This is a genomic window from Pedobacter sp. NEAU-ZC8 (assembly GCF_059278965.1).
In genome coordinates, this window is sequence record NZ_JCAJXC010000011.1 from 109,704 (window position 1) to 128,515 (window position 18,812).

Here is an 18,812-nt window from a genome sequence, read left to right on the forward strand (position 1 = left end):
GGCTTTTACCTATTTACAATCTATTTTAGATGAGTTTATTAGACTGGTGCGTGTTATGTGGAACCTTGCTGGCAATTGTAGCCTATGGCGTGTACAAAAGCCGGGGCACTCAGAATATTGATGGCTATTTGCTCGGCAACCAGTCCCTTCCATGGTATAGTGTATGTTTATCGGTGATGGCTACGCAGGCAAGTGCAATTACATTTCTGTCCGCACCAGGACTCGCTTACTCATCAGGGATGAGTTTTGTGCAGTTCTATTTTGGATTGCCACTTGCAATGATCGTGCTCTGTATCACTTTCGTTCCAATTTTTCATCGCCTAAAAGTTTACACGGCATACGAATATCTGGAACAGCGTTTCGACCTAAATACGCGTGTGCTGACAGCGATCCTTTTCCTTATTCAAAGGGGGCTGTCAACCGGCATCACCATTTACGCTCCAGCGATAATCCTTTCCACTATCCTGAATATCAACACGGTGTATACAACGTTGTTCATCGGAATTGTGGTGGTTTGCTACACGGTTTATGGTGGCACAAAGGCGGTTTCCTATACACAGATGCTTCAGATGAGCATCATTTTTCTAGGCCTGTTCGCCGCTGGATATGTTGTGGTTTCGCTTTTGCCAGAAAACATCGGGTTTATAAAAGCCATCAGTATTGCCGGTAAAATGGGCAGGGCAAATGCCATTGACTTTAAGTTCGACTGGAACAATCAATATACCGTGTGGAGCGGGCTTATCGGGGGATTTTTCCTGCAGCTGTCTTATTTCGGTACCGATCAAAGCCAGGTAGGCCGATATCTTACCGGTTCATCCGTAGGCCAGAGCAGGCTAGGTTTACTTATGAATGGATTGGTGAAAATTCCTATGCAGTTCCTTATCCTGCTCATCGGCGTTCTGGTTTTTACATTCTACCAATACACCAAACCGCCAATCTTTTTCAACAGCTACGAGCTTAATAAACTGGAGAAAAGCGATCTAAAGCCAGCACTGGATGCTATATACACCCAGTACGATGCTGCCTTTTCAGCAAAACAGCATGCACTAGAAAAGCTGAATATAGCCCTCGATCAGGGTGATGAAGCAAGGATCGATGCCCTACGGCAGGAACTTCAGACTGCAGATACGGAAAGCAAATCACTGAAGAAGGCTGCGACCGACCTGATGCTCAAAAACGACAAAAATGCTGATGTTAATGATAACAACTACATTTTCCTGAGTTTCGTAACCCGGTACCTGCCACAAGGCCTTATAGGCTTATTGATTGCAATCATTTTCTTAGCCTCTATGGGATCAACTGCCAGCGCCTTGAGTTCCCTGGCTTCCACCAGTGTAATAGACGTTTATAAGCGTCTGATCAGAAAAGACAGATCAGACGACCAGTACCTATCCGCATCACGCTGGGCTACAATATTCTGGGGTGTTATCTGTATCGTCATGGCGCTGTATGCGAGTAAAATTGGCAACCTGATAGAGGCGGTAAATATTCTCGGCTCATACGTCTACGGAACAGTGCTTGGTATTTTCCTGGTGGCATTCTATGTAAAGCAAGTTGATGGCAGATCGGTGTTTTTTGCTGCGCTGCTCGCCGAACTGCTCGTTTGTGTTACCGGATATTTCGATGTCATAGCCTATCTATGGCTCAATGTACTTGGATGCTTCCTTGTCGTCCTGCTTTCCTTGCTTATACAAGCCACAGAAGGCGTAAAACCTTCAACTACCAAGAACTGAACCTGATGCATCATCATGTTGCAGATAATGGGCTTTATGGCTTAGTTCTTGCATATATTTCCTATATCTTCCGCTTTATTTATCACATAACATTAAAACAGCGTAGAAATAATGGACTTTTTGCATACCATTTTTGGCAACGACATTGAAGCGGGCTTACTCATCATCTTAAATCTTGTAATTATCGAAAGTCTGCTTTCCGTAGACAATGCAGCGGTATTGGCAACCATGGTCATGGATCTTCCAAAAGATCAAAGGGATAAAGCTTTAAGGTACGGCATCATTGGTGCCTATGTATTCCGTGGTATATGTCTGGTATTGGCTGCCTGGCTGGTAACCATTTGGTGGCTTAAACCCATAGGTGGTTTTTATCTGTTATATCTTGCCATCTCTTATTTCCTTAAAAAGATGAAGAAACAGAAAGAAGATCATCATCTTGAAGCAATTGATAAGAAACGGAACTGGTTCTACCGTTCTACCGTTGGTCTGGTTGGAAACTTTTGGGCAACTGTTGCCTTGGTAGAGCTTATGGACCTTGCTTTTTCTATAGATAACGTTTTCGCTGCTGTTGCCTTTACAGACAATATTTACCTGATCTATATCGGCGTTTTCATCGGTATTCTTGCCATGCGTTTCGTCGCACAAGGCTTTGTAAAACTGATGGAAAAGTTTTCCTTCCTGGAAACAGCTGCTTACATGGTCATCGGTGTTTTAGGTTTGAAGCTATCAGCGTCCGTAATCACTCACTTTGCTGTGGGTTCGCCCGTTTCTAAGTTTCTCGAGAGTGAGCGTGCGGATCTCGCCGTATCCATCATCACGGTTGCAATTTTTGTTATTCCAATTATAAGTTCCATGCTGTTTAACTTCCCTAAACATAAAGCCGGCAGGCTGGATGAGGATTTTTAAACTTCATACTTGCAATCGCAAAAATATTTTCTAACACACAAACATCACTTATGAATAAACTGAATTTTAACTTAAAGCGTATGTCCGCCGTATGCCTGGTGCTACTGGTCGCGACCATCGGATTTCAGTCTTGTAAAAAGACACGTTCCGACATCTCTAAAGCCCTTTATGGCGAAACTAAAAACAAAGCTTTTAAAGATCTGCAAAGCGACACCTTTGCTGTGGTACTCAAGAAAAGATTAGAAGCTAAACGCTCCACACTGAACAATCCAAAGCTGATCTCTGCTTTTTATGAAAGAAATGATTACGAACCGGTACTCGTACTCAAGCATTTGCCTGAAGGAAAATTAAAAGTCATTATCGAATACTTCAAAAATGCACCGGCACACGGACTTGATCCAGAAATGTTTAAGACGAGTGCATTGACAGGTTTAATTGGAAAGCTGTATGATAAAGACGCCATCAAGTCGAAAGATGAAGCTTATGAAACCTTAGCGGATCTGGAGATTATGGCCGCAAATTCACTGATCAATTACAGTAATGCGATGCAGTTTGGAGCAATTAGCCCGAGGAAAATCTACGCCCGGTATTATACAGAAACCAAGCGTCCAGACAGTACTTCAATGCAGCAGGTATTTACGCTCACAGATTTGAAGAGCTATCTAGACAGTATTCAACCTAAAGATCCTCAATATCTGGCGTTGCAAAAGGCACTATCAAGCGGGTTCAAAGATCCCAAAATGTCTGCAGAAGAAACCCAGCGGGTACTTGCTGTAAACCTTGAACGTTTACGCTGGAAGAATAAGCCGGCTGAAGATAAATACGTGCTCGTGAACATTGCCGACTACCGCCTGGACGTCATGGAAAATGGCAAATCTATACTGAACATGAAAGTTGTCGTAGGTGAGGGTAGGAATAAAACTTTCACAGACAACCTGGCTACCTATGATGAACACGATCTTAAGAAAGACAGACCATTCAGTCGTGAGACCCCGCAATTAAATAGCTTGATCCACAGTGTACAGGTTAATCCTGTCTGGAACATTCCGCAAAGTATTGCAACAAATGAGATCACTAAAAGTGCAGCAGCAGATCCGTACTATCTTTCAAACAACAATATTGACGTGTACAAAGATGGAAAGATCATTGAAGACACAGAAACGATCGACTGGTCTGCTCCAGATGCGGGAAAGGTATATGCCTTTAAACAGCGTCCCGGATTAGACAATGCACTTGGTAAAATTAAGTTCCTGTTCAAGAACCAAAGTAGTGTGTATTTGCATGATACACCGGCAAAGGCTGGCTTTACAAGAGCGGAACGCGCACTTAGCCACGGTTGTGTACGTGTGGAGAAACCATTGGATCTGGCCTATGCATTATTTGGCGATGGACAAAAATTCGACCTGATCAAAAAGAACATGGAGTCAAATAATCCAGAAGCAACCGACCTGGCATTACCAAAGAAAATTCCGGTGTATCTTACCTATTTCACAGCCTGGGCTGATCCAAGTGGGGCACTACAGTTCAGAAAGGACGTCTACGGCCTCGATATTGTATTATATACCCACCTGCAGCGACTTAGCGGGAAGTAGTTCCTGTCCCTGAACCTGGATATCAACACTATTAAAAGCGAATTCGGCAGCTAAATGATTGTCGAGATACTTAGAAGTATAATGCTGGTCAGCACCATTGATAAACAACACAGTTTTACCCTCAATGGTGTTGATTAGCTTATCTGATAACTCCGGAGCAACCGCTGGGCAACCCAAACTACGTCCTAAACGGCCCAATGCGTTGATCGTACCCTGACTAACGTAATCGGCACCATGTACCACAATGGCACGTCTGCGTGCATTATCATTGTAGCCGTTGTCCATACCATCCAGACGTAAAGAACGTCCATGTTTACCATAGTATACTTCACCAGTTATGTAAAATCCAAGGCTACTTTGGTTTGATGAATTCACGTTCGAGAACCTTGTTGCTCTATCGTCGCCGGTATTCTTTCCATGGGCAACCCAAGTGTTCAGCAGCAGCTCTTTCTTCTCCAGATCTATGACCCATAAGCGTTTGGTGCTACTCACCTGATTCATGTCTGCAATACTGATGATAGACTTGTCAGCTGATAATTTTCCAGCATTCTTAAGATTGTAAAATCCAGTTACGGCTTTCTCAAAAACCATTTGGTCCAGACCAGTAGCGGCTAAATCAGCAGCAAGATAAATATCGTTAAGGTATCTGTTGTATAAAGAGTCGGCGGTGATTGCGGCCGGAGCTTCATTTACTTTAATTGTAGCATTATTAACCGGTTGGCTTCCTGAACTCGGAATCCATCCGCTAACCATAACTGATAAAGTAATTAATAAAGATCCTGCGCCTGCTAAAATGTATTTTCTCATAGGTTTGAGTTTGGTTGGCTATGGGTAGATATACGATTGTTGAGGTAAGGTTCGAATCTATAAGCTTGAAGTTTTGTGGAAGGTGAGGCCAGGCTTGCCGGCGTTTGATATATCAAAGATAAGTATTCTATCATCTTTATTACAAATGAAATCTCCCTTTTACCTTATTGTGACTTTCTTAGAATCATTCTAAACTACTACAGGCTCAATAAATAGGTATTAAAGCCATTACAATCGCACATAATGCACTTTATAGATTGCCTGTATGCATCAGCTTTCTATTTTTGCAGCAAATTTCAAACGAACATTCTGAATGAAGAAACTTTTACTCCCTGCCTTACTACTGCTTAGTCATCTATCTTACGCTCAAAAACAAGAATTTTCTGGAAAACTCGTTGACGCAAGAACCAGAATTGCGATCCAAGGTGCTACTGTTGAGCTGCTTGATAAAAGTGCAACGGACATCAGCGATGAACAGGGGGTATTTAGTATAAAAAGCAACGTTGGTCCCAATCAAATTGTCAAGATTTCAGCGTTAGGTTATGAAAGGCTGCAGATAAAAGCAGCTGATCTCGCCAAAGGGCAACTATTCTTATTGGAGCCTACCGCATTGCAGTTGCAGGATGTGGTTATTGCTGGTTACGCCGGTAATCCGTACAAAGCGATCAGCGAAACAGATATCCGCATGCGCGGCGTCTCCAATTCTCAGGAAGTACTTCGACAGATACCAGGACTGTTTATTGGTCAGCATCAGGGCGGCGGTAAAGCCGAGCAAATCTTTTTAAGGGGCTTCGACAATGATCATGGAACCGACATCAGTTTACAGGTTGACGGTATGCCGATCAATATGGTATCCCACGCCCACGGACAGGGTTATAGCGACAGTCACTTTATTATTCCTGAAACCATTGGTAACACTACCTTCAAAAAGGGAAGCGCGGATGCTGAAAAGGGTAATCTTGTAACCTCCGGATTCGCAGAATTCCATACCCTGAACGCCTTAGACAAAAATACCTTTAGGGTAGAAGCCGGCCAGTTTAACACCTATCGTGCCTTGGGTATGCTGAACTTGCTGGGTAAAGATGCATTAGAGGATAATCATTCCTGGTATGCTGCTGGTGAATACCGGTATTCGGACAGCTATTTTGAACATTCACAGCGCTTCAAAAGGGCTAATTTTTTTACCAAATATCATGGTAAAATTTCTGATAACAGTACACTTTCTGCATCAGCCTCCACCTTTTACAGCGATTGGAAAGCTTCGGGCCAAATTCCCGACTATGCGGTAAATGATGGTACCATCGGGTTTTTTGGAGCACTTGACCCTAATGAAGGTGGTGTAACCTCCCGGACCAATTTAAACGCAATCCTTTTAACCACCACGCCGGGAAACAACTTAGTTAAGAATCAGCTTTTCTATACCCGGTATGCACTTGATCTACATACAAACTTCACTTTCTTCCTTGAAGATCCGGTAAACGGCGATGAAATAAGACAACGTGAAGGCAGAGATTTATTTGGCTACCATGGTAGCTATACCCAAGACGATTATTTCGGAAAGCTGAAGTTGACTTCGCAACTGGGGCTTGACGTGAGGTTAGATGCCACCCAGAATTCTGATCTATCGCATACCAGAAACAACAACATCTTATTGGACGCCATAAAACTTGGCGACATTACAGAACTGAATTCCGGCGTATTTCTGAGTGAAACACTTCGTTTTAATGAAAAATTCAGTCTCAATGCCGGGCTGCGGTTCGACCAGTTTTATTATCGTTATTATAACAAGCTTGATGAAGATCCGACATTAACTGGTGCAGGTGCGTACAAGGCACAGAATAACATTTTTAGTCCTAAATTCAGTTTCTATTATCAACCGACAGTAAGTACCCAGTTTTATGTGACCGCTGGAAAAGGCTTTCATTCCAATGATACCAGAGCAGTTGTGGCAGCTGAGGGACTTAAAACACTACCCGCGGCTTACACGACCGATTTAGGGACTGTACTCAAAATTTCGGATAAGTTACTGTTCAATGCAGCCATCTGGCAGATCCGACTAGATAACGAATATGTATATAGCGGCGACGGTGGCTCGCTTGAATTCAGTGGCAAAACGCAGCGATTGGGCTTTGACTTCTCCGCACGCTACCAGCCGGTGCCTGCTATTTACCTGGATGCCGATTTAAATTATGCACATGGGCGATCCGTAGACGATCCTGAAGGTGAAAACTACATCCCGCTTGCACCAGTCTGGAGTAGCTCGGCTGGAATTACCTACATAAATAAATCGGGCTTTAACGGTAGTTTGCGCTACAGATATCTTGGCGATCGCCCTGCGAATGAAGACTACAGTCTTAGGGCTGATGGCTACTTTATTACAGACCTCGTGCTGAACTATACGACCAAGCGATATGAAGTAGGTATAACGGTAAACAATCTTTTTGATGTAAGGTGGAAAGAGACGCAGTTTGAAACTTTAACGAAGCTTAGGAACCGCGATGCGGTGAATAGTATTGCATTTACGCCGGGAACAAAGTTCGCTGCATTAGCACACTTTAGTTTGTTTTTCTAAAGGAGCTTTACTTCAACAGGGGGAAAGGAGAGACCAGGGCGTGCTGCAGCAATAAGGCTGCCTCAGCCCTGTATGTTTTTAAATCCAGTTCAAACAGATTTTGCTGCATTTAATTAGCAATAGTTAGTTTATTACTACTGCTCTTAAGGCTGTCAATGGTTGCTTTCAGTATGTTCATCGTCTCTTCCGGACTGTTTACAGGAAAAGTATATTGTTTCTTAGGTCTTGGTTGAACGTCAGGGGTCTTTAATCCGTCAGAAGCAGAGAAGATAAATGGAAATGCAACAATTATAACACCATAGGTAATCTGTTTTAAGTGTGGTAACGTTTTCATAGTATGCTGGTTTATAAATGATAAACCAAATTAAATGCCAAAAACATTTAGTTGCCATTTACAATAAAACCGGCATACTACCCTCTAAGCCATATAAACTGTTTTGATGTTCACAAATTCGTGAATACCAACCAAACCCAGCTCTCGTCCGTAACCCGAACCCTTGATGCCGCCGAAAGGCAAACGTGGATCTGATTTAACAAAGCTGTTCACAAAGCAGGATCCAGCCTGTAATTCCTCTTTTGCGATTTGTTCTGCACGTTCCATGTCACGACTGAATACTGCAGCACCAAGTCCGAATTTGGTGTCATTGGCGATATAGATCGCTTCTTCCACACTTGCCGCCCTGATCATGGATGCTACAGGTCCAAAAGTCTCTTCTTCATAGGCTGGCATACCTTTTTTTACACCAGTTAAGATGGTTGGCGTATAAAAGGCATGGTTTCCTGCGTATTCCGGTATTTCACCACCAAGAATACATTCAGCACCTGCCTGAATATTCTTTTGTACTTCCTGATGCAGTTCATCCCTCAAGTCCTTTCTAGCCATTGGACCGAGCTGTGTACCCGCTTCCAATGGATTTCCCGTGATCCTGCTGGCCATCTTCGCTTTGAAGATCGCTGTAAATTCATCGGCAATGCGCTCCAGCAATATAAATCGCTTGGCGGCAATGCAGCTTTGTCCGTTATTTATTAAACGGCTTTGCACACAGGTCTCCGCAGCGGCTTCAAGATCGGCGTCTTCAAGTACCAGGTAGGCATCGCTGCCGCCTAACTCCAGCACCGACTTCTTGAGCAGGCCAGCGGCTTGTTGTGCGACCTGCATGCCCGCTTCCGTGCTGCCGGTCAGGGTTACAGCACGTACCAGTGGGTGTTCAATCACTTTTTTTGTGGTTTTGCTGTCGATCAGTAAGGTTTGAAAGACATGCTCCGGAAAACCGGCCTCCAGAAGTACCTCCTCGATAGCGAGGGCACAGCCTGGAACGTTAGAGGCATGTTTTAACAATCCACAGTTACCCGCAATCAGGCCTGGCGCCAGGAAGCGGAAGACCTGCCAGAATGGAAAGTTCCAGGGCATAACGGCCAGTACAATTCCAAGCGGTTGATAAGCAATATAGCTTTTACGTGCTTCAGTTCGAACGAGCTGATCGGATAGATATTCCTCGCCATGCTGCGCATAGTATTCACAAACACCGGCACACTTCTCAATCTCACCTATGCCGTCTTTCAAGGGTTTACCCATCTCGAGTGCCATAAGCATGGCGAGTGCATCTTTACGCGTCCGCAATACTGCCGCAGCTTTCATCAGCAGATCTGCTTTTTGATGTAACGGCACATGGTGCCAGCTTCTCCAGGCTTCCTGCGCCTGGTTGATTTTGCTGTTTACTTCATTTTCGCTGTTTGCAGTATAAATCTGAATGATCTCACCGTTAACCGGGTTAATGGACTGTATAGACATAGGACCTGTTTTAAACAAAAAAACGGAGATATTTCGTCCGAAATACCCCCGTCTAAATTAACGCTCTCAGTTATATAGACGACATTTAAGTCGCATTATTGTATCAGGTGAAAAAAAAAGAACATTATTTCAGAATCTTCAAAGCTGTCCCATTTAGTAGTACCGTAGCCTTTTCAGAAACGTTGTACGTAGCCTTCACGATCTCTGGGTTGTTCAAACCCAGGCCGCTTGCGCCAGGGATCGTAAAGTCTGCAACTTTGATCTTTGCATCCTTCTCTATGGTTAAGCCGGCACCACCTTCCTTATTACCGATGTTTGCTACTAAAGTATCTAACTGCACCTGCTCCAGGATCACTTCGCTCGTTTTACCCAGGTCAAGTTGTAAGCTATTTTGTGTAAAACCTTTGATCAGCACCTGCGTTGCCGGATAAGATTTCTGGAACTTAAGCGGTACGTAAGGACTTGTTTTCAGGTGATCAATTTTGTTGAGCACGAGTACAAAACCCTCGTTCCGGAATGGAGCACCTTTCTTAGCATCTTCCGTGACTTCAAATTTCAATTTCCTTCCATTTTGAGTCCACTTTACATGTTCTTTAAACGATGCGCTGGTGTATAAACCTTCTTTTTCACCTTTTTCAATGGTTACCTGCATTTTATCTGCGTCTGCCAGTTCAATGTCTGTGACGCTTTTGATGGCAATGTATTCCATGCCGTAAAAACGGTTCCTCCAGTCGCCTTTGTTGTAAAAGGCCTTTTGAGTAAGGTTAAATGCAGTAAGTGCAATGACACTTGCAGCTACTGCAGCGATGATTAATATGGTGCTCACTTTCATGATTTCTTAGATTGATAATTTTCAGTTTTAAATTGTTCATAACGTTTCTCAAGTTCTTCCATCTTGATGTCCAGCAGATACATATTGCGGAACAGTTCGGGCAATTCCTGGCCTAAGAAGCGCTCCCTGCTATATAACTTAATTTTCTCGGCAGCATCGTCGGTGATGTAAAAACCAATCCCACGTTTATTATAGATCACCTCTTTATTTTGAAGGAATTCGTAAGCGCGGACCACCGTATTAGGATTAACTTCAAGCTGTACGGCAAGCTCCCGTACAGATGGAATTTTCTCGTCCTTCGCCCATTTTGCGAGCAGAATATGCTCACTGATGTATGCTGCTATTTGCAGGTAAATCGCTTCATTTTCTCTAAATTCCATCTTACACCTCCCTTTCTTTAAGTTTGAAATACGCGCTTGTCCACAAGATCAATGACATCACAATAATCAGTATCCAGGGATAAAACTCTGTGCCTGGCGCAGGGTCTAGCGAAATACCATTTTCGCCCTCCATGATCCAGATCGAGTTAAAGGGTGGTGAAAACTGCGCCTGTCCACCAAAGATGAGCTTCAATAACGGCGCATTGATCAGTATAATGCCAAGCACACTGCCAAAGAATATAAAGCCTGTTTTGATGAAGTGGAGGTTCTTAAAGAAAATAGCCCCTAGAAAAAAGACGGAATGGATAAAGGTGAAAATCATCAATCCAGGATAGAACTTTGAGTCTTCAACAGTAATGATGTTGACCACCTCATTTTTTTGCACCGATGTCAGGTTTGCAATGCTTAATACGGCAAAGTCTACCAGATAGAAGCACAGCGTATAGAGCACTTGGAAAATCACGTAGGAATAAATCCAGCCCACCAGATAACGCTCCAGATTCGATACCGGCAAAGTAAACAAGGGAATGGATTTCTTTTTGTCCCCATAAGCACTAAAAACAATGCTGGTGAACATCGCTCCAGACAATATTTTAAAAACAAGGTAGAAGGTTGCCTGTAGGTGAGGACCCAGATAACCATCACCTGCATAGGTTACAAAAGTCAAGAAGCTGCATAATATAGCAGCGAGCACGGCCAGTGAAAGCAGGTAGGTGCGGCCGTTTTCTTTGGTATGCTTAGATAGCAATAGGCCGAAGCGCTGTAGATCAAATGTGTTGTTCATGATGTTAGTTTAAATATTCCGTTACAGCCTTACTTTTGTTAGTTATCGCGTTAAAGAGTAGTTCCATATCTACCTTCGAATAGTTTTCAGCATTGTTAATGCTAATCGTATTGACACCGAAGTCCGATGCTTCCTGGTACAGAATACCACCTTTGTTCGCATGTGCTGCGGTACTGAAAAGAATCTTATCCGAGATTTCTTCAAGGCTTTTGTTCAATACAATCTCTTGATCATGTATCACCACTACGGTATCAATTAAGCTATCCAGATCCCGAACCTGGTGGGTGGAAATGATGATGCATCGGTCATCCGTAAGCGCAGCAGCAATAATCTTCCGGAACTGAACTTTAGAGGGGATGTCAAGACCATTAGTTGGCTCATCCATGATCAGCAAGCTCGTGTTGGTTGCAAGACCAAAAGCGATCATCACCTTTTTTTGCTGACCAAACGAGAGTTTGCTTAATGTTTTATCGGAGGGTACATCGAATTCCCGAAGCATCTCGAAAAAACCCGCGTGATCAAACTTTGGATAAAACTGCCCGCTGCTGTCTACAAAGCTGCGTGCCGTCAGGCTCGGCAGGTAAACCTCCTCGGGAATAAAGAACAACTCCTGTAGAAAAGCAGGACGGCGTTCCGCAGCGTTGTAACCGTTTACGCTACATTGGCCGCCTGTCGGAAATACCAGTCCGGCCATATTTTTCAACAATGTTGATTTCCCTGCGCCGTTTTTTCCGAGCAGGCCGTAAATGTGCCCAACTTTAAGTTCAAGGTTCAGGTTTTTGAATAGTAGCGACTTTTTGCTGTAGCCAAAATTCAGGTTTGAAAGCTTTATCATAATGCGTGATTATTGGATAAACTGGTGTATTAGTTATGTAGTACAGTACAAAAGTAATACAAGAAACGAACAATGCAACTTTTTCAGGAAAAATATTTTATTAACCTTCTGAGTGTTTGTACGTAGCACTCGTATCTGCCGCATTAAAATCGGGTATTGTTGGTGTACAGAATTTTAAAACATTTCCCCGGGCTTTGACATTGATGTAGGTATGAAAGAAAGCGCTTACCTAAAACAAAGAAGGGTTGGAATTAACTTCAATGATGCACAGCAGGCGGAGATTTGCCTGTGGGCACCAACTGCTGAAAGCGTCGAAGTAGAATTAGAAAATGGATCGCTGCTGCGCCTTCAAAAACAAAACCAAGGCTATTGGCATGCCACAACAGATCAGCTCCAACCCAATGACTTATATAAATTCATTTTAGACGGTACAAAAAAGCTTCCTGACCCAGCTTCTTTGAGTCAGCCGAACGGCGTTCATGAAGCCTCAGCGGCTATAGACCTTAAAGCAGCAGAATGGTCGGACGAAGAATGGGAGAATCCTAAGCTAAATAGTTACATCATTTACGAAATCCACACCGGCACTTTCTCAACAGCAGGGGACTTCGATGGCATTGCAGAACACCTCGATCATCTCCTTGAGCTGGGTGTTAATGCGATTGAGATTATGCCGGTGGCACAATTCCCGGGCTCACGCAACTGGGGTTACGATGGCGTGTTCCCCTTTGCAGTGCAACATTCCTATGGAGGGGCAGCAAAGTTGCAGGAGCTGGTAAACACCTGTCACGCCAAAGGCATCGCGGTGATCCTTGATGTGGTTTACAATCACATGGGGCCTGAAGGCAATTACTTTGGTGAATTTGGGCCGTACTTTACGGACAAGTATCATACACCATGGGGTCAGGCAGTGAATTTCGATGATGAGTACTGTGACGGCGTTAGGGCGTATTTTATTGAAAATGTGCTGACGTGGTTCCGCGACTTCCATATTGACGCCTTACGAATGGATGCGGTTCATGCCATCAAGGATTTAAGTGCGGAGCATATCCTTCAGGCGATCCGGCTTGAAGTAGATGCGCTGATGGAGGTGACCGGACGAACACATTACCTGATCGTAGAATGTGACCTCAATGATCCCCGATTTTTGGATAGCCCTGAAAAGAATGGCTTCGGAATGGACGCACAATGGATTGACGAGTTTCACCATGCCTTGCGCATCAGTGCAGGCGAACCTACCACCGGGTACTATTCCGACTTTAAAGGCATCCGCCACCTGGAAAAGGCTTATCAGGACGCGTATGTGTACGATGGACAATATTCTGAACACCGGAAAAAGAATTTCGGGAAGCCAGCTAAGGATTTGCAGGGTTCAAAGTTCATCGTCTTCTCTCAAAACCATGATCAGGTCGGTAACCGTATGTTAGGCGAGCGGAGTTCGGAATTGTATAGCTTTGAAATGCAGAAGGTACTTGCCGGAGCGGTAATGATCAGTCCTTTCCTGCCAATGCTATTTATGGGAGAGGAGTACGGAGAGACAAACCCTTTCCTGTATTTTGTTAGCCATACCGATCCGGAGCTGAACAAAATGGTGCGCGAGGGACGCAAGGCTGAGTTCGCCGCGTTTCACGCTGAAGGCGAAGCACCAGATCCTGATGCAGAACAAACCTTTCTGCAGTCTAAGTTGCAGTGGGAGCTGCTGAGCAAGCCACAGCATCAAACCATGTTTAACTACTACAAAGCATTGATTGCCTTAAGGAAAGATAATCCGGCATTAAGTAACGGCGATCGTAGTCGCATCACAGCCATTACTTATCCTGACAAGAATACCCTGGTCCTAAAAAGATGGGAACCACGACAACAGATCGTCTGTATCCTGAATTTCTCCAAAGAGAAACAGGCTGTTCCCGCAGAAGATTCAATTCACAACTGGAAGCTCCTTTTAAGTTCTGCGGATGAGAAATGGGGCGGCCCATGTACCGACGATGGTGCTTGTCAGGAAGTTAACAAATTAATTATTCAACCAGAATCAATATTAATCTACACCCGAAAAGATGCTTAACCCGATAGCAACCTATAGAATCCAGTTTAACAAGGAATTCAGCTTTTCCGATTTCAAAAATATCATACCCTATCTGGCTGATCTGGGTGTTCAAACGATCTATGCTTCTCCAATTATGGAGGCAAGTCCCGGCAGTATGCACGGCTACGATACCGTAAACCCACTCCGGATCAATCCGGAAATCGGAACAGAAGCCGAGCTATTGGAAATATCCGCCATCCTGAAATCCCAGGGCATGAGCTGGATTCAGGATATTGTGCCCAACCACATGGCCTATCACCAGAATAATCCCTGGCTGATGGATGTCCTGGAAAAAGGCGAAGCTTCTCCGTACTACAAGTTCTTCGATCTGAACTGGTCCGGTAAAGGTTTTGAACCGATTATGACACCTTTTTTAGGTGATGACCTTGAAGTTGTTATCGAGCGTGGGGAGCTAAAGGTCGTTAGAGAAGGGGACAAGTTTCAGTTCGACTATTCCGGCAACATTTGGCCTTTAAACGACGATAGCCAAAAGCAACTGCAACAGCAAAACCTGGATCAATTCAACAATGATAAAAAAGCGTTGCTGGCCCTTGCCAACAAACAGCACTACAGAGTTTGCAATTGGAAAGAAACGGATCGGAAGATCAACTACAGGCGCTTCTTCACGGTAAATAGTCTCATCTGTCTAAATATCCAGGATCCCGAGGTTTTCAAGGCCTATCATGAATACATCTTTGCGCTATTGAAGCGAGGTGTTTTCCAGGGCTTGCGCGTGGATCATATTGATGGCTTGTTTGATCCAAATGTCTATCTGGAATTGTTAAGGGAATCAGCAGGCGAGGATACCTACATTGTCATTGAAAAGATCCTGGAGCAAGGTGAAGAACTCCCGACTGCCTGGCCGGTGCAAGGCACCACGGGATACGACTTTCTTGCAACCGTAAATAACATCTTTACCAATAAGAAGGCAGAAGATGCCTTCTCCGCTTATTACAAAGATATCAGCGAAAGCACGGAAAGCATCGAAGAACAAATATGGGGTAAAAAGGCTGCCATTTTGAAGGACCATATGGGTGGCGAGCTCAACAACCTTGTTGATCTGTACTTTAGCTTAAACCTGCAGGAAGAACAGCCACAGCTTGATCCCGACCTACTGAAAGATGCCATCGCGGCATTACTGATCCATTGTCCGGTATACCGCTATTATGGAGGTACCTTTCCCTTGACCAAATCAGAAGCTGCGGAACTCAATGACCTCTTAGATCATATTAGTACTAAGAAACTTCAACCGGCTGTACAGGCATTGAAGCAAGTTTGGTTTGAAAGACCGAAAGCACTGAACAAAGAATTCAATAAGCGTGCAACGCTATTTTATAAACGTTGTATGCAGTTTAGCGGACCCTTGATGGCCAAGGGTGTTGAAGACACCTTGATGTATACCTATAACCGGTACATTGGAAAGAATGAAGTAGGGGACTCACCTGAGGGTTTTGGCCTATCGCCACAAGCCTTCCATGATTCTATGCAAACCCGGATCAAGTATTGGCCAATGGCACTAAGCGGCACCTCTACCCATGATACCAAGCGCGGGGAAGACGTACGCGCAAGGCTGAACGTGCTAACGGATCTGTCTGAGGAATGGCTAAATCTGGTAAATGAATGGAGCAACATCACCGCAGGGCAGGATAAGCCCGATCCAAATGATCGCTATTTCATTTACCAGACGCTGGTCGGCAGTCACCCCATGCCTGGTGTGGAAGAGCCAGACTACCAGGAGCGGATTGATTCGTACCTGCAAAAGGCGCTTAGGGAGGCTAAGCGGCATACCGGCTGGTCTGAACCTGCGACAGATTACGAGACAGCGGCACAGGAATTCAGCAAAGAGTTCATAGAGGCTAGTGGTCCATTTGTAGAAAGTTTCGGCCCGTTTTTCAAAAAGGTAGCGGACTACGGAATTCTCAATGCCCTGGCACAGGCCACGATTAAGTTTACCGCACCCGGCGTACCTGATGTGTATCAAGGTACGGAACTCTGGGATTTTAGCCTGGTTGATCCAGATAACAGACGTCCGGTCGACTATGAAAAACGGTCGGCCTGGCTGGCTGAAATAAAAGAAGGCACCGCAATGGAGCAGCTATGGGAAAGTCGCTACGGCGGCAAGATCAAACTTTGGCTGCAGTACCTTTTATTGCAGGACAGGAAAAACAACCCTGACGATTATAAAACCGCCGCTTATCTTCCATTGGAAGTGAAAGGAAAATATGCAGATCATATTCTGGCATATGCGCGTAAAGGTCCGCAAACCTGGACCATTGTTGTCGTTCCCCTGCATATTGCTGCAATATGTGAATCGGAAAAATCGGACATTTTCTCCATCAACTGGAAGAATACCCGCATCGAAGTTCCAGCCGGAGCACCTGAAGCATGGAGCCATCTTTTTAGCCAGGAAAAAGGAAAAGTGAAAGGCAGTGTGATCAAAATTGAAGAAATCTTTAAAGCGCTACCCTTAGCAGTGTTAAAGCTGGAGCAGCCGGCAAATAAAAGAGGAGCGGGTATCTTAATGCATATTACATCGCTGCCTTCAGCTTTTGGTATCGGTGATATTGGTAAAGAGGCTTACAACTTTGTTGATTTTCTTAAAAAATCAGGACAAAGGTACTGGCAACTGCTGCCACTAAACCCCATCTCGGAAAGTCAAAGCTACTCTCCATACAGTGCCTTGTCTAGCATGGCCGGAAATGTACTGCTGATCAGTTTAGAGGCCTTAAAGGATGAAGGGCTTCTAAGCGAAGAAGAGCTTAAGGCAGAACTACCTTCAGGCACGGAACAGGTCGACTATCTTAAAGTGGAGCAACATAAACTGCCGCTATTGGAGCGGGCCTATCATAACTTCATCAGAAAAGGTGAGGATGCAGCCTATCAGGAGTTTTGCAGTAAGGAATCCTTTTGGCTTGATGATTTTGCGGTCTTTATGTTGCTTAAAGCTAAGTACGAACAAAGACCCTGGAACGAGTGGCCCGCTGATATCCGCAAGCGAAAGTCAAATGCCCTGGCCAAGGTTGTGAAAAGCGGCCAGGCTGAACTAGATCAGATCAAGTGGCAGCAGTATATCTTTTTCAAGCAATTTGCAGCATTGAAGCAGTATGCACACGAACACCGGGTGCAGCTGATCGGTGATCTGCCTTTTTACATCAGCTACGATTCTGTAGACGTATGGGCGCATCCACAACTCTTCAAGCTGGATGAAGAAGGCAATAACGCCGGCATCGCTGGGGTTCCACCAGATTACTTCAATGAAGAAGGGCAGTTGTGGGGCATGCCCGTTTACCGCTGGGAGGTCATGGCTCAGGAAGGCTATGCCTGGTGGAAGCAGCGCCTCCGGAAGAATATGGAGCTATTTGATCTTTTGCGTCTGGACCATTTTCGAGCATTCGCTTCTTACTGGGAAGTGCCTGCAGCCGAGGAAACCGCGGTCAATGGTACTTGGAAACCTGGTCCCGGTGCTGAATTCTTTGAAGTGATGCGCGAGGAACTTGCTGAGCTGCCTTTTATCGCTGAAGACCTCGGTGATATTGATGATGATGTGTACCTGTTACGCGACCAGTTTGCAATGCCTGGTATGAAAGTCCTGCAATTTGCCTTCGGGGATGATATGCCTTGTTCGATACATATCCCACATCAGTACGACACGGAAAATTGTATCGTTTATACTGGAACGCATGATAATACCACCACCAAGGCATGGTTTAAATCAGAAAGTACCAAAGAGAACAGGAAAAACCTGGAATGCTATCTCGGACGGCCGGTGACAAAAGACAATGTTCATTATAAGCTTATTCGCCTGGCTTATGCTTCTGTAGCACGACTGGCAATTATCCCGGTTCAGGATGTTCTTGGCCTTGGGAAAAAAGCACGGATGAACACACCATCTTCTATCGAGAACAACTGGGCCTGGCGGCTTGGTCCTGGCGAGTTGAAACAGGATCATGGCAAAATGTTGCGAGAGCTAAGCAGAATATTTGGAAGACTTTAGTCTTCCTTTTTCTGTTCATTAAGTCTGTTTTCTTCCTTTTTGGAGATTAACTTGCCTGTTTTCAGGTCGATACGGATCTTGTTGTATATGCTCATGTAGAAGTTCGCGATCCAAACGAGGGAAAACCCGGAAAGTATATAGCCGCGCCAATCATCATGGTACAACTTGTAATTGGTTAACAACAGGATCAGTACGGTAACGTAGTGGCTGAAGCAGAACTCACAGGTGAAAAGGTAGAAAAACTTGCGCTTTAATAGTCTTGGCGCCTCTTTGGATTGCCTGACGCAATACTCCCTTGGCTCCCGGAATACTTCTTCATGTGTTACGGTCCAGGCAATACTTGCAACGGGTATGGCGAGTATAAAAAGCCAGAATAATTCATGCTCTTGGTTCATGATAGTATTACAAACGGCACAAAGCTTTGTTTTATGAAGCTTGACATTCAGCAGACGGCACTGGCACTGCCAGGATGATAATTGTCGTAATTTTGAGGCAAAAATTTAAA

General features: G+C 44.5%; 14 protein-coding genes. 6 read left to right on the top strand and 8 right to left on the bottom strand.

Annotation, left to right across the window (positions count from 1 at the left end; all coding sequences use genetic code 11):
• Positions 1-29 precede the first annotated feature (29 nt).
• The 3 genes from AC5WJX_RS10550 (at position 30) to AC5WJX_RS10560 (ending at position 4,231) form a co-directional block, all read left to right on the top strand.
• Positions 30-1,733, top strand: a complete 1,704-nt coding sequence (locus AC5WJX_RS10550; RefSeq protein WP_494484474.1) for a sodium:solute symporter family protein — start codon at positions 30-32, stop codon at positions 1,731-1,733.
• A 111-nt stretch (positions 1,734-1,844) separates the two neighbouring features.
• Positions 1,845-2,639 carry a TerC family protein gene (locus tag AC5WJX_RS10555; RefSeq protein WP_494484475.1) on the top strand — a complete coding sequence of 265 codons (795 nt, stop codon included), beginning with the start codon at positions 1,845-1,847 and terminating at the stop codon, positions 2,637-2,639.
• A gap of 50 nt (positions 2,640-2,689) precedes the next feature.
• Positions 2,690-4,231: a L,D-transpeptidase scaffold domain-containing protein gene (locus AC5WJX_RS10560; RefSeq protein ID WP_494484476.1), complete on the top strand. Its 1,542-nt coding sequence runs from the start codon at positions 2,690-2,692 to the stop codon at positions 4,229-4,231.
• Here the strand turns inward: AC5WJX_RS10560 and AC5WJX_RS10565 are convergent.
• A complete protein-coding gene (locus AC5WJX_RS10565) occupies positions 4,196-5,038 on the bottom strand; it encodes a murein L,D-transpeptidase catalytic domain family protein (RefSeq protein WP_494484477.1) in 843 nt (280 codons plus the stop codon). The genes AC5WJX_RS10560 and AC5WJX_RS10565 overlap by 36 nt on opposite strands.
• 313 nt (positions 5,039-5,351) lie before the next feature.
• Here AC5WJX_RS10565 and AC5WJX_RS10570 point away from each other — a divergent pair, with 313 nt between their 5' ends.
• Positions 5,352-7,610, top strand: a complete 2,259-nt coding sequence (locus AC5WJX_RS10570; RefSeq protein ID WP_494484478.1) for a TonB-dependent receptor — start codon at positions 5,352-5,354, stop codon at positions 7,608-7,610.
• A gap of 109 nt (positions 7,611-7,719) precedes the next feature.
• Here AC5WJX_RS10570 and AC5WJX_RS10575 read toward each other — a convergent pair whose 3' ends face one another.
• The 6 genes from AC5WJX_RS10575 to AC5WJX_RS10600 all read right to left on the bottom strand — a co-directional run bounded on the left by AC5WJX_RS10575 (position 7,720) and on the right by AC5WJX_RS10600 (position 12,233).
• Positions 7,720-7,944: a hypothetical protein gene (locus AC5WJX_RS10575; protein ID WP_494484479.1), complete on the bottom strand. Its 225-nt coding sequence runs from the start codon at positions 7,942-7,944 to the stop codon at positions 7,720-7,722.
• A gap of 84 nt (positions 7,945-8,028) precedes the next feature.
• Entirely contained in the window at positions 8,029-9,402 is a 1,374-nt protein-coding gene (locus tag AC5WJX_RS10580) for an NAD-dependent succinate-semialdehyde dehydrogenase (RefSeq protein WP_494484480.1), read from the bottom strand.
• 124 nt (positions 9,403-9,526) lie between these two features.
• The gene (locus AC5WJX_RS10585; protein WP_440430285.1) at positions 9,527-10,234 is read right to left on the bottom strand and encodes a hypothetical protein; all 708 of its coding nucleotides are present in this window, start codon (positions 10,232-10,234) and stop codon (positions 9,527-9,529) included.
• The gene (locus AC5WJX_RS10590) at positions 10,231-10,614 is read right to left on the bottom strand and encodes a GntR family transcriptional regulator (protein WP_494484481.1); all 384 of its coding nucleotides are present in this window, start codon (positions 10,612-10,614) and stop codon (positions 10,231-10,233) included. The genes AC5WJX_RS10585 and AC5WJX_RS10590 overlap by 4 nt, the downstream gene beginning before the upstream one ends.
• Position 10,615: 1 nt before the next feature.
• Complete coding sequence (locus AC5WJX_RS10595) at positions 10,616-11,398, bottom strand: hypothetical protein (RefSeq protein WP_494484482.1); 783 nt, start codon at positions 11,396-11,398, stop codon at positions 10,616-10,618.
• Between the two features lie 4 nt (positions 11,399-11,402).
• Complete coding sequence (locus AC5WJX_RS10600) at positions 11,403-12,233, bottom strand: ABC transporter ATP-binding protein (protein WP_494484483.1); 831 nt, start codon at positions 12,231-12,233, stop codon at positions 11,403-11,405.
• A gap of 211 nt (positions 12,234-12,444) precedes the next feature.
• On the opposite strand from AC5WJX_RS10600, the gene treZ reads away from it, so the two are divergent.
• On the top strand, positions 12,445-14,292 hold the full coding sequence (gene treZ, locus AC5WJX_RS10605) for a malto-oligosyltrehalose trehalohydrolase (protein ID WP_494484484.1): 1,848 nt from the start codon (positions 12,445-12,447) through the stop codon (positions 14,290-14,292).
• Complete coding sequence (treY, locus tag AC5WJX_RS10610) at positions 14,285-18,307, top strand: malto-oligosyltrehalose synthase (RefSeq protein WP_494484485.1); 4,023 nt, start codon at positions 14,285-14,287, stop codon at positions 18,305-18,307. The genes treZ and treY overlap by 8 nt, the downstream gene beginning before the upstream one ends.
• Here the strand turns inward: treY and AC5WJX_RS10615 are convergent.
• The gene (locus AC5WJX_RS10615; RefSeq protein ID WP_494484486.1) at positions 18,304-18,702 is read right to left on the bottom strand and encodes a hypothetical protein; all 399 of its coding nucleotides are present in this window, start codon (positions 18,700-18,702) and stop codon (positions 18,304-18,306) included. The two genes, treY and AC5WJX_RS10615, sit on opposite strands and share 4 nt — an antisense overlap.
• Between the last annotated feature and the right edge of the window lie 110 nt (positions 18,703-18,812).